Annotated in this window: 7 protein-coding genes; 4 read left to right on the top strand and 3 right to left on the bottom strand. The window is 43.3% G+C overall.

All coding sequences use genetic code 11. The features are described from left to right. On the bottom strand, nucleotides 1-1203 hold a 1203-nt coding region (locus B3Q63_RS00855; RefSeq protein WP_296172673.1), incomplete at its 3' end, for a TolC family protein. Between the two features lie 428 nt (nucleotides 1204-1631). Here B3Q63_RS00855 and glpK point away from each other — a divergent pair. From glpK to B3Q63_RS00835, 4 genes are all read left to right on the top strand, one after another. Further along, nucleotides 1632-3224, top strand: coding sequence for a glycerol kinase GlpK (glpK, locus tag B3Q63_RS00850; RefSeq protein WP_296172671.1), 1593 nt, complete (start codon nucleotides 1632-1634; stop codon nucleotides 3222-3224). 578 nt (nucleotides 3225-3802) lie between these two features. Beyond that, complete coding sequence (locus B3Q63_RS00845) at nucleotides 3803-4273, top strand: hypothetical protein (RefSeq protein ID WP_201564951.1); 471 nt, start codon at nucleotides 3803-3805, stop codon at nucleotides 4271-4273. A gap of 361 nt (nucleotides 4274-4634) precedes the next feature. Then, nucleotides 4635-5663 (top strand): endonuclease/exonuclease/phosphatase family protein, encoded by a 1029-nt coding sequence (locus B3Q63_RS00840; RefSeq protein ID WP_296172670.1) that lies wholly within the window; start codon nucleotides 4635-4637, stop codon nucleotides 5661-5663. Between the two features lie 214 nt (nucleotides 5664-5877). Further along, on the top strand, nucleotides 5878-6570 hold the full coding sequence (locus B3Q63_RS00835) for a TetR/AcrR family transcriptional regulator (protein ID WP_201619525.1): 693 nt from the start codon (nucleotides 5878-5880) through the stop codon (nucleotides 6568-6570). 183 nt (nucleotides 6571-6753) lie between these two features. Here the strand turns inward: B3Q63_RS00835 and B3Q63_RS00830 are convergent, their stop codons facing one another. Both B3Q63_RS00830 and B3Q63_RS00825 read right to left on the bottom strand, forming a co-directional pair. Beyond that, nucleotides 6754-7545 carry a hypothetical protein gene (locus B3Q63_RS00830; RefSeq protein WP_296172659.1) on the bottom strand — a complete coding sequence of 264 codons (792 nt, stop codon included), beginning with the start codon at nucleotides 7543-7545 and terminating at the stop codon, nucleotides 6754-6756. 152 nt (nucleotides 7546-7697) lie between these two features. Continuing rightward, the gene (locus B3Q63_RS00825) at nucleotides 7698-13004 is read right to left on the bottom strand and encodes an SdrD B-like domain-containing protein (RefSeq protein ID WP_296172656.1); all 5307 of its coding nucleotides are present in this window, start codon (nucleotides 13002-13004) and stop codon (nucleotides 7698-7700) included. Nucleotides 13005-13085 lie beyond the last annotated feature (81 nt).

The raw sequence follows: 13085 nt of genomic DNA, 5'->3' as shown, positions 1-13085 counted from the left end.
AAGTTGTCCATAGCCATAAAGCATAACCGTAGGTTTGTAACCCGTATCTGACAGCGCATGTAGCTGCTGAGCTTGGGCTCGTTTAGCGGCGACTTTTTTCAGACCTGGATGATTATTCAGTGCCAAATCTTGAAAATAATTGACATCAGGTAAAGGACGGCTAGAGACAAATAGAGGCGTGGTCGGCTTGATACGATAGTCGGTACGCAAAAGACGCTGTAGCGCCATCATCGCCAGACGCGCATCATTATTGGCATTGACGGATTCGCTTTTGGCATCAGCAAGGGCAGATTGCGCCTCTAGACGATCAACCCGCGAGATAAAGCCTTCTTCAAAAAGCCGCTGCGCCATATGGTCGGTCTGCTGCAAAGTATCATAGGCATCGTCGCGTAAATAAGCGGCAATGATTGCCAACTGCGCCTTGAAGTAACGCTCAATCAAAGTGTTATAAAGCTCATTTTTGTCCAATAAGCTGTCAGCTACTGCTTCTTGAGTACGAGCATTGGACGCGCCTGTCAGCGCTGCGCTACGCCCAGCAGTATAAATAGGCCACACCACACCGAGTCCTGCACCCGTTGTAGAGCCTGAGCGTTTTAATTCATAGTTATCTGGGATACGCTGACCGACCAACTCACCAAAATCTGGTAAATCTTCTATGTTTATGGGCGGGTCGATACTATTCACATCATTGATAATGCTGGTTTTGATTGATGATAAATCAACATCGGCGTCTAAGTTATAAGCAGTAGCAGAGACGCGCGCAAACACTAACGGATGATCTATGGTTTTAAGGGCATCCGTTTGATATTCACTGGCGGCAATGGCAGCTTCATTGGCAGCAATTTTTGGTGACACTTGTAGTAAGATATTTTGTGCCTGCTCAAGGCTTAACAGGCTAGACACTTCTAAGGGATAGCTATTATCAATGCTTTTATGGGTGATGGGGTCGATAAGGGTGCTTAAGCCAGTATTGAGCTCAGCTTTAGCTGTCTGTTTTTCTGTCGTCGCTGCCTTGTTTTGTAGACTGCTTTCTTGAGTGACACTTTGATTATCTGCATCAATAATTTGCGTCACTACCACTGGCGCTACTTCATTTTGTGACGTGATAGTATCATCGTTAGCGTTTGCGGAGTGAGGCGCGGCTAAGCTCATGAGCGTAGCCGTCATCACAGCAGTAGACAGAGTCGATAAAGCAAATTTCATAAGTCACGTAAGCCATTAATTAGAATGCAAAGTGTTTAGAACGTAAAGTGTGTAGAAGGTAGCCAAACTGGGCAATATTATAGACTATTAATAGAAAGCAAAGATTGGTTATTCATAACAAAGCGTACACTGTAGTGCCACAATGGTGACGGGTCAATGCTCACTATTCGCTTATTTTACATTGAATACGCACTGTTTTTATGTTAAGTGTCTCACTATAAGGTAAATAATAGCATTATTTATGGGTTAGTGATAAAAAGTCATTGAGGATAAAAGCTCGTTGAAATAACAATCTAAACCATGCACTAACTTTTATTAGTACATGCAATAGCTTTTATTAATAAAGGCATGGCTATAAAGCTAGATAAAAAACAGCAGATAAAAATCAGCAGATAAAAAACAACACTATCTAAAATAGGATGTGAGTAATGGCAGGATATATTTTAGCGCTAGATCAAGGCACAACATCGAGCCGCGCGATTTTGTACGATGACCATGCCCGTCCGATTAAAATAGTACAACAGCCGACAACCTTAAAGACGCCGCAAGCAGGTTTTGTCGAGCAAGATGCGCAGCAGATTTGGCAGACACAGATTAGCTGTGCCCATGATGTGATTAATCAGGCCGGGTTGCTTGCGACCGATGTTACCAGTATTGCGATTACCAATCAGCGTGAGTCTATCGTGATGTGGGATAAGCAAACGGGCAAACCTTTAGCGCCTGCCATTATTTGGCAAGATCGCCGTACCGCCAGTTATTGCAAAACGCTTGCTGCAGAAAGCACGAGCGGTAAGACTGATGATAAGCATGTTGATATGGCAAGCGAGATACAACGTATCACAGGCTTACGCTTAGACCCATATTTTAGCGCCAGTAAAATCGCGTGGTTGTTAGAAAATGATCCTAAATTAAGAGTACGCGCCAATAAAGGGGAGATTGCTGTCGGTACCATAGACAGCTGGCTTATCTATAAATTAACCGGCGGCGAACACGTCATCGATGTGACCAATGCTTGTCGTACCTTGTTATACGATATCCATAAACTGGCATGGTCAGAGGAGCTATGTACCTGTTTTGCTATACCCATGAATATATTGCCTAAAGTATTGCCATCTGATGGAGATTTTGGTAAAACAAAAAAAGGGTTATTTGCCAAACAAATTCCTATTCAGGCAGTATTGGGCGACCAACAAGCGGCGCTGTTTGGGCAAGGCTGCCTTGATGCAGGCATGGCAAAAAATACCTATGGCACCGGCTGTTTTATGCTGATGAATATCGGTCAGACGCCAAAACTGAGTGAGCATAAGTTACTGACGACCATCGCTTGGCAACGTAAAGCAACGCCAATGCGTCCAGACAATTTATCATTTGATCAAATCGTTCAGTCTGGCAGGCGTATGCTACAACCGCCCAAAAAGGAAGTCACTTATGCCTTGGAGGGCAGTGTGTTTATGGCCGGTGCTATCGTGCAATGGTTGCGTGATAATCTCGGTATGATTCAACAAAGCGCTGAGGTTGAGAGTTTAGCGCGGCAAGTAGATAGTAGTGAAGAGGTAGTCTTATTGCCCGCATTTACAGGTCTTGGCGCTCCTTACTGGCGCTCCGATATCAGTGCCAGTATCACTGGTATGAGCCGCGGTACGACCAAAGCCCATATCGCGCGCGCGGCATTGGAAGCGGTGGCATATCAGACTTATGATGTACTCATCGCTATGCAAAAAGACAGTCCTCATCCATTGACTGAGCTAAGAGTCGATGGCGGCGCGGCTAATAATGACTTACTTATGCAGTTTCAAGCTGACTTATTAGGGGTGCCGGTACTGCGCCCTAGAGACACAGAAATCACTGCCAAAGGTGCGGCTTTATTAGCGGGATTGAAAACCGGTCTATACGATGAAGCAACGATGCAAGCATCATGGCAAGTCGACCGGATTTTTGAGCCTGAAATGTCAGCCGATATTCGGCAGCAGCATCTTAATAAATGGCAACAAGCCGTTGATAGAGCGTTAAAAGTCATGTAATTGTCTAATTTGAGATATTTAAGTGCTGTAACCACTCAGCCAAAGATTACTTAAAGCGCTCTGCTGACATACAAATCCATGCAAATTGGTGATAAAGATACAGGCTGTAACGCAAGGCAATCGTAATTTGGACACAAATTACATAACCTGTCTATTTGTTGGCATCCATAAATTCCTATACTTTAGATGAATTAAATCATAGCGCTAATCACTCTTATTTAATTTCTATTAATCTATAACTATTAATTCATAACTATGTCATTAATAGGCGTTAAATTAATAGCTTAGATTTACCGCTGAAAAATGAGCGATTAGTACATTAGCAATGAATAACTCTAATATATAACAAATAATTTAAGGATAATATTATGAATAACGATGGACGCATTACAGACCCTAATAACCGTGTAATCGCTGATGACTATCTTGAAGTCGGTGATAGAGAGCGCATCATCGATGATAACGCGCGTCGATTAACTGACAATGATGTTGATATCAATGGTAATAGAATTGTTAGACATGAAAATGACAATATCATTGATGATCACGACGCCATTGATCGTAATGCCGTGAAGCATATGTCAAAAGAGAGCAGAGAAGATCTGAATGCTGATCCAATCACAGGTGAGCCAGGTTCACACCCACTAGGTACAGGTATTGGTGGTATTGGCGGTGCAGCAGCAGGTGCGGCTATTGGAACAATGGCAGGTCCATTAGGAACCTTAATCGGCGGCGCTATTGGTGCTATCGTTGGTGGCGGTGCCGGTCATGCAGCCGCAGAAGCCATTGACCCAACTCGTGAAGAAGCATACTGGCGTGCTCAACATGCCAATGCGGATTATTACCGTGAAGGTCATGAGTTTGATCGTGATTTACATCCAGCGTATGCTGTTGGTTATGCCAATCGCGCCCGCTATCCAGCCGATGCCCGTTTTGAAGATCATGAATCAGATTTAGAGCGTTCATGGCATGAAGTGAAGGGTGAGTCGCGTCTAGAGTGGGAAGAGGCTCGTCGTGCAACACGTGATGCATGGAACCGTGTGTCTTAATAGCCGTTATATTTTAGTCTATGATGATTAAATAATAATGAAAAGTGGTAGTGATTAAAGTAATGGTGAATAAGCGTTCCTTTATTAAGCTTTATCATTAAGATTAATGAATCGTTGATTTGATATAAGTAAATAAACAATACAAAAGCTTACTCTCTCATTACTAGAATTAGTCTGATTGTAGACTTTACTCTGCTATCAGACAAAATAAGCCAGTTTTATGCTACTTTAAAGCCTCCAAATATTTCTTTGGAGGCTTTTTTAGTGTATATTGTTAAGTGTGAATATACTTAATATTGTTATGTATAAATATATTTAATGATAAGACATAATTATCAAAAATAATAATAATAGGTAATTTATGATTCATAATGCAGAAGGCAATGATCCAAAGCAGTTTTATATAGCAACTGCCAATTTATTGAATTTTGCCAATCCTAATAGAATTTATTACGAAAATGCGCCCGCTTATACCAATAAAGAATACGAACATAAGCTGCGCGGCATTACTGATTTGTTGGCAAAAGCCCATGCCGATATTATCGCTGTACAAGAAGTATGGGATAGTCAGGCGCTTGAAGCGTTGGCAGTATCGTTGGGTTTTAAGCCTGAGCATGTGGTGATTCCACTGGCAAGTAATGACAGCGCAAGCCCTTATACTCAAGGCAAAGGTGCGCAGAATACACCTGCAGTCGGTATTATCACGCGCTTTGAGCAGTTAGAGAGCTCATTGCTACAAGCCATAGAGCCAAAAGCGGTCATCGATATTCCTGATATAGGACCTTATGAGCGTTTTAATCGTCCACCACTTATATTACGAGTGAATGCTTATGGGCAGCCGATAACGATTATTACCGCCCATCTTAAAAGCAAACGTGCTTTTTTCTTACGTGATGAAAACGGCAATCTGTTAGAGGATATGAACGATCCGAATATTCGTGTTCGTGCCAAACTGCGTAGTTTATGTATGCGCGCAGCAGAAGCCGCCTCTATTCGTATGTCTATCATTGAGCGCTTACATCATACGCGCGAGCCGCTGATTTTATTGGGTGATATGAATGATGTCACCGGTAGCGTGACCACCCAATTGATGACTGAAACCGGTGAAGTCAATTACGATAAAAGTATGCGTGATGTGGCATTGTTTGATGCCGCTCGTATCCAAGCCCGTTATGGTTGGATGAAAGATGTTGCTTATACCCATATTTATCAGGGTATGCCAGAAGTTATTGATCAGTTATTCGTTTCTGAAGAGTTTTTACCTGATAGTAAGTTTTCGCTTGGTCAGGTTGAACGAGTTGACTATTTTAATGACCACTTAAAGTGGGATTATGCCGATAGAGTCATCGATCATGGTATTATACGAGCGAAAATAAAACTTCATAATTAACCCCGTTTTTTTGGTTGATTGGTGAATTATTTTTTAACCTATTCATGTCCCTTGCTTGACTGTGTACAAGCGTTTATCATGCCTCTTCGTTGAGTATAGTAGCGGTGCTATTGGCCCAAATTACCGGTTGATAGAATGTCCTTCGATTTAGGACAGATGCTATCTGATGAAGACTATATTTATAAAGATGGGGCGTAACATTAAGAGATTTATAATGAGTGAAAACAAAGACGACAAAATTGAAGATGTACTGGTAGATTCGGAGCTGGCAAAAAAGCTGGTCCCTAATAAATTTAAATTCACTAGTCAGCAAGGCCGCGCACGCCGTCAAAAGCTATTGATGGGCGCGAAAAAATTGAGTGAAACTCAAGCGATTAATGATATTACCTTGGCTGCTGTCTGTGAAGAAGCGGGTATTCCAAGAGCTTCCGCATATCATTTCTTTCCAAATATCGAAGCGATATTTTTAGCATTGCGTTTTTTAAATGCGATCGACATCTTAGAAGTGCTGACCACTGTCGAAACAGTTGATTATGATAGATGGCAAGCGTATTTGACCGCGCTGATTGAGCGCTGTGTAAAAATATTTGATGAAGACCAAACCAAAGCCAAACTGATCTATGACACCAACACGCCTGATTTTGAAGGGGACAGTTTTGGTGAGCATATGGACAATCAAGTGGTGCAATTGGTATATAAACGCCTATCAGAGCGTTATGAAGTACCAAAATTTGAAGACATCCAAGATGTGTTATTGATTACCTTTAGTATTATTAACGCCATCTTTACCGTCTCTTATCGCCGTCATCAGAGCATTACCGATAAGTATTTGCAAGAAGCCAATACCGCGTCTATCGCTTATCTGCGCTGCTATCTGCCAGAAAAATTACCGCGTAAAAATCGTTAATTTTTATTGAGCTAGAGTTTGAGCCAAATCCAAACGTAAAAAAGCCGACATGATGTCGGCTTTTTTTTGCGCGTTTTTAATAAACGTTTATTAAACATTGATTGAAATTTTATTGTGTGGTCAAAGGCTAGTTAATACAAGCATAAGTCACTACAAGCATAAGTCACTACAAGTATAAGACACCTACTTTTTATCAATCGTTGTTAGCACTTGACCATTACAACTGTCATCGCTTGAATCTAAAGGCGCGTATGCTTCATAATAACGCACGATAAGCGCTTCTAAAGCAACGTTGGTTTTTGAGTCATGGGCATTGACGAAAGCTTCGCGTGCTTGCTCAAGCCAGCGATCTGCCATCCGAAAATGACTGTTTGATGATTTTGCGCCACGTTCACAGTGGTCGGTAGCTGCCCATATTAATGCCACTTCACTAAAGGCCATTTCGCGCGGCGCATTCACGATACCGCCACTATCTTTAAGGGCATTTAAAGTTGCCCATAAATCAGGTCGCATGAGCGTCGAGGTCGATGGGATATCTTCGATAAGCTCAAGCGCTTCAACTTTATTATTTTTTAATGCCTGCAAGATGGTTTCTGCCGCTTGGGCGGCTTGTACAGCAGCGTCTGAACGACTATTCATACTGTCTTTATGAGTGGCGTAGTTCAGCCAAGCTTGGGCTTTGTAAGCAAAGTATTGTTGACGGGCGCTCATGTCTTTTTGCTGATAGGTTTGTAATTCGTTCAGCATACAGTTCATGGCGCGCTGTTGTACGCTTTGGGCTTTATCATCAGCTGTCTGGGCTTGAGATTCAGTATTATGGCTGCTAAGGCAATAGTCGGCGGTCTTTAGCGTCGCGTCTTTTGGCGTAAGACTTGTAGTCGATACACAGGATACGGTAGACAGAAGCAATACAGTGGATAGCGTAGCATATAGTGATTTTTTATAGGGAGCTGCTTGAAGGGCAGAATGAGGCATAAGATAAACCTGAAAGTAAGGTAGTAAGTATGAAAAGTTTGTATGTAAATAGGCAGGTTAATTTATCATTCAATAAAAACCGTCGCCCAGTCAATACAAAAATGCCGTAAGCGTGGCTTACGACAACTAGGATAAATGATAACAAGGCTAAATTATAGCGTAGAACGGGCGGTGAGCGGCTTATTTTTGCGTGAATCTTCGCGTTTGAATAAGTCTTCGTCAAATTTGAAGCGCAATCTAAAGTAAGCGCCTTCTATCGTCGTATCGTCATAGGCGATATCTTCATCTTCAAAGCCCATAAAGTTATAGCCAAGTGACAGCCAAAGGTTGGTCATCGGGCTATAGCCAACTTCAGCGCCAACCAAGTACGATAAATCGTCCGCCTGCTTATTCCAATAGGTGCCTGCTTGCAAACCGATATCCCAGCGCTCGCTGATATCATACAATCCGCGTGCATAAACAGCGTGTGCAGTATTATCGCTAGCAATTCCTTGAGCGTCATATTCCGTATATTTGCCGGCATAATGCCCTGATAGCGTCAATGGGCGTGTTGGATGATAGTTACCGCTCCATGACCATACAATGGCATCTTTTTGATACGGATCGTTGCCTGTTGCGTTATCATCTAAGCGATACTCAAGCTTGGCAAGCATATCGAGCTGATTGCTATCGTAATCACGGTAAGCGGCGCCTAGCTGAAAGCGATTGATAGTACGATGACCATCATCGTAATCAACTTGTGAATAGATGTCTTTGGCTAATAAGGTAATCTCATCACTATAACGATAAGCAACGCCTGCGCTAGCGAGCAGCGTATCACTGGTATCGCCCCAGCGTTTTTCTAAGCGCCCTGAGGCTTTATAGTTTTCGTTGGCAAGATATTCAACGCCAACACCAGCAGCAGTCGCGGTATTGTCTTTTTCACCTTCTAAAGATTCGACACGCTCAAACAAAGTATTAAGTGTTAAACCTTTTTGAACATACCATTTATTCTTTAAACCAATAGCGGCTTCGGCTTCGCGGGCGCTGATTGCATCACGCATACGGTATTCGCTATAGACCTTACCGTCTTTCATATAAGTGGCATCAAAGCCGATAACGGTACGTTGGCGCTCTTCAGAATCGTCTAAACCGTAGCTGCCTGACAAGCTATTGATTAAATCATGACGGGCGTATAAACGACCTAGGCTGCCAAGCGCCGTTTCGCCACCGATAGAAGTGGCATTGCGCGAGCTATGCTCAATATCTTGCTCGTATTCTGCAAAGACCAATGAGTTATTTAGCTTTGGCAAACGCGCGGTGAGACGGGCGCGGGCAGTGGTGCCTTCGATGTCTTTTTCAGCACTACTTACACCATTAAGCGCTGATTGGTTAATGATGTCGTCATTAAAGATGGTATCGTTAGTAATATCTAAGACATCGGTTGCAGCTTGAGTATTGCGTGAGGCGGCAGTGGCCTCTTGCTTATAGTAGCGTACGCCAATCTCGCCAACGATATTTTGACTTAAGCGTTGTTCAATACTGGCTTGTAGGCCTTGGCGACTGGCCTCGGTAGTATGGTCTTCTGTACGCACACCTTCCAATTTAAGTGCGGTTTTTTTCTCATTTAACGTATGTGTGACTTCGATGCCAGATTCAGTGCGTCCAGCGGTTTGAGGCGAAGCACCGGTAACGAAGCCTTCATCGGTATCATTATAATAGGCTTTGGCACGCGTGTTTTTCTTATCGTCATAGTCAAGCTCGATGCGCAGTGCATCGCCTTCAGTATCTTTACCGTCTAGCTCTTTGGCATTAATCTGATCGCTTGGCTGCGAGTTTGGATTTTCTGCTTTATTTTTGGCATATTCTGCGACCATCTTTAGCTTATCGTTAAATTTGACCACCGTATTGACGCTGGCAAGCTCTTCTTTATTCAGCGGGTCATCACTATTAATATAGCTACCACCGATGGCGATTTTATCGGTCACTTGCTGCTTGGCGGCGATACCGCCAACCCAATATTTCTCGCCGCCTTCGTCGACTTCGACCGTCACGCGTAAGTAGATAGGATTGCCATCGATATCTTGGCTAGCAATCGGTGATTTTAGGTATAAGCTGCGGCTAATAGGATCGATTTCATAATCAGAAAAACGCGTCAAGGTCTGACGGCGCACGATACGACCCGGGTTATTGGCGTCACGGGTGATGACTTCGATGGTTTCTGAGTTTTCTAATACCGCCTCGAAATCATTGGCAAGCGGGTAGGGACCTGAAATACCTAGACCGCGAGTCTCGTTGACGCGCTGTGAAGTACTGGTTTCAGCGGCAAACGCGGTGATGCGAGTATTATTGTCTTCAAACTGCGCTTTTAAACCCGTTAAGGTACGGTTGTATTGACCAAGTTTGATACCTTCGTCATTATCGATTTGAGTTTTTAAATCGCCATACATGGCAAATGAGCGACCTTTATCGACGCGTACATAAAGCTTGCTCGTCGATTGGGCGTCGAAACCTTTAGCAGAAGAATCGCCATAGACAGGATAGTATTCACCCGGCTCGATATCACGGAATAGTCGTTCGCCTTTTTTATCGCTATCATAAGCTAGTGTCAGTAGATAATCGCCGCGCACCTTACCTTTTAAGAACATCGCTGCGCGACCCGTTGCTGAATAGTCGTCATTGCCAGCGATTTCACGCAGTTCTTGCTCAAAAGCACCTTGGGCATCAGTAATATTACTGCCATCGAAGTCTTTAAGCGAGATAGCACCTTCGACGATACCAACAGCGATAAGAGGGCGCAGCTGAGCGGTGAACTGTAGCGGAATCACTTGTTTGCTGCTGCCCGTGTTAATGACTAGCTCACCTTTACCCGGTACGCTTGGAGCGGTGATGGGTATCAGTAGCTCGCCGCCAGAGACGGTGACTTGAGTGCCAGCTTGATCCTTACTGCTATCGCTAAGATTGATACGACCGATATTGGTGTCAATTGTAATAGGCGTTGAGGCGATATAAGGGCGACCGTCACGGTCTTTTAGGCTAATCACTACTTGATATTCGCTGATGCCGTCTGCGGCGATCAATTGTTTTTGCGTGCGATAGTCAATGGCTTGCAAGCTATCGGGTGTCAAAACCTTGATAGTTTGCTCAGAGATGACTTTACCATTAATGTCAGTCGCGACACCGCGTAAGGTGTTAGTGCCACGTTGTAAATCGACAGCATAATAATCAAACGCCGTCACCTTTTGCTTTTCTTGCTCAGCGGTTTTACCGATTTGCTCGGCTGATACGGCTTTGCCATTGGTATATAGGGTAAAGTTAGAACCTAGTGGCGCTTGTACTTGCACCATTTGCTTATAGGTACTGAGCTGCTGACCTTCGCTAAGATTAATAAAGGCAACGTCGTTGCTAGAAACTTCTTTTAAGTATTCTTCAAGCTCTTTTTCTACCGGCGGCGCAATAGTCGTCACTGTCATATCGACACGATTGGCAGCTGGCTTGACCATTTCGTTAACGATGGCGGAGTCGCACTGTATGCCGGCATCTAGGACATCGTTAGATTTACAGCCGCTTGCATCGACATTGTCTTTATTGTCGCGGTTATAATCAGGCTCTAACACCAGCTCGGTTTTTACCGCTTGTTCTAAACTATCATTTTTAGCGCTGACAGATTTGCTGCGCGCGACCAGCTCTGCATTTAAGCGCTCAGTGCTATCGCCGATACCACCAACGATGCCAAAGTCAGCACGATGCAGCTCGCCATATTTTAAGTCAACGAAAAGGCTACCCGCATCGCCAGCATTGCGATTACTTTGAGTAACCATTTCGGTGGCGTTAGGGATAGTCGTGCGGTCAACTTTTAGGACGTGAGTTTTTGCACTGACACCATAGAAGTTATACTTACCTTCAGGATCGGTGACGACGAAGTTGCCGTTTTCCATATAGATGCGCACGCCTGCAACGCCAAGCTCGCCCTCTTCTTTTTGTTGGATGCCGTCACGGTTGATATCATGGTAAACCTTACCGATGATGATGCCGTCAGTGTTCATGACACCGCGCTCGATTTCGATTGGCCAATGTGCTTCTAGCGAAGTTAGAGTTTTCCCGTCAGTTTCGGAGTCTTTACCTTGGGCAATGGCGCGGTTAATGCCATCACCACCAAGTGCGCTTGACCCAATCAATACTCGATAGGTAATGTTTTTACTGGTACCTGAAGTTAGATCGCCCAATCCTAAGACTTGATATTTACCTTCTGCTTTGAAGTCATTTATTTTAGCACCATCAACGCGTAAACTTCCAGCCACGTAGTCAAAGCCACGGGGTAGCGCATCTTTCAGATCAACATTATAAGCAGTAGAATTACCATTGTTTCTAATATTGATAGTATAGTTGACATAGTCGCCAAGCTCAGCAGTTCTAACTTCAGAGGTTTTTTCAACCACTAAGCTAGCAGGACTAACCATACCAATAGTGGTACTAAGCTCTGGCGCTGATACTTCTAAATTTGTTTTAGGTTGAGAGCAATATACATCGCTCGCAGTCAGCGTATCACCATCTAGGGTTTGGATAATACCATCATCAGATATTTTAGTAGCATTGTTTTGAGTAGGAGCCAGTACTTGGTATTTACCAGAATTATAACTACCATCTCTCTCTCTCTCTAAAGCTTTTAATTTAACAGTGTCACCGGTTTTTTCTGAAGTAAAGGTGACCCAAACATAGTCTTGTTCAGTAGTACTGAAATTACATTGAGCAAAGCTAGTCTGTAAATAAACCTCCTTGCCTATTTGAGAAGTTTCTTGAATTATTTCAGAGTTAGTATTCTTAAAGAAGTTGATCTTAGACTCAACGATGATCAAAGCGTCAGTGGCAGTTTTTGCTATTACTGAGGGATCTTCTAAAACTAATGCACCTAGTTTAATATCAGCAGTATTACCACTTTTGCCATTAGGATCAGAGAGAGCCTGAACGATAAGCTGAATACTCTCACTATGACCAATCTTAATTTGGGTCTGGAGGTTGTTAAGTTGAAGTTCTATATCATCTTCATCAACAATGCCGTTTTTGTTTAGATCTTGATAAACCTTGACATTGGTTACAGAGGTAGGTTGTAGTGTCAGCTCGACAGTTTGGTCACTATAGCTAGTGTTAGTTAGGACATTTACCCAGTTGACAGTCTTGTTTGGCGCTACTGTCTGTACCGGTGGCTCAGTTAGCTCGATGCCATACTCTGATAGTGCCGATGCCTTAACTTGCACTTGGTTTGAGGTGCTAGAGATAGTGACGTCAGACTGGCTATTGACGTTATAGGTAGCGTTTGCAATGTTATTGATAATTTGTAGGTTAGGGTTTGCGGCTGAATTTGAAACAGTCGCTGCAAACGCGATATTTGATTGCATAAGCAACATTGCTAATGTCAGCGCAGAGATCTTCGCTGAACACAATGCGGTACGATTAGACGGTGTCATGGTAGATAGAGTCATATGTCGCTTATCCAATAAAACAGCAGTGAGGGTAAGGGCAGAGATTCTCTAGCTTGGCTAAATTAAAAGATTTAGGCCAAG

Origin of the sequence: Psychrobacter sp. UBA2769 (genome assembly GCF_002352555.1) — a bacterium.
GTDB lineage: Bacteria > Pseudomonadota > Gammaproteobacteria > Pseudomonadales > Moraxellaceae > Psychrobacter > Psychrobacter maritimus.
The sequence above is the reverse complement of the archived record's forward strand: the minus strand, read 5'-3'. Positions and strand labels throughout refer to the sequence as shown.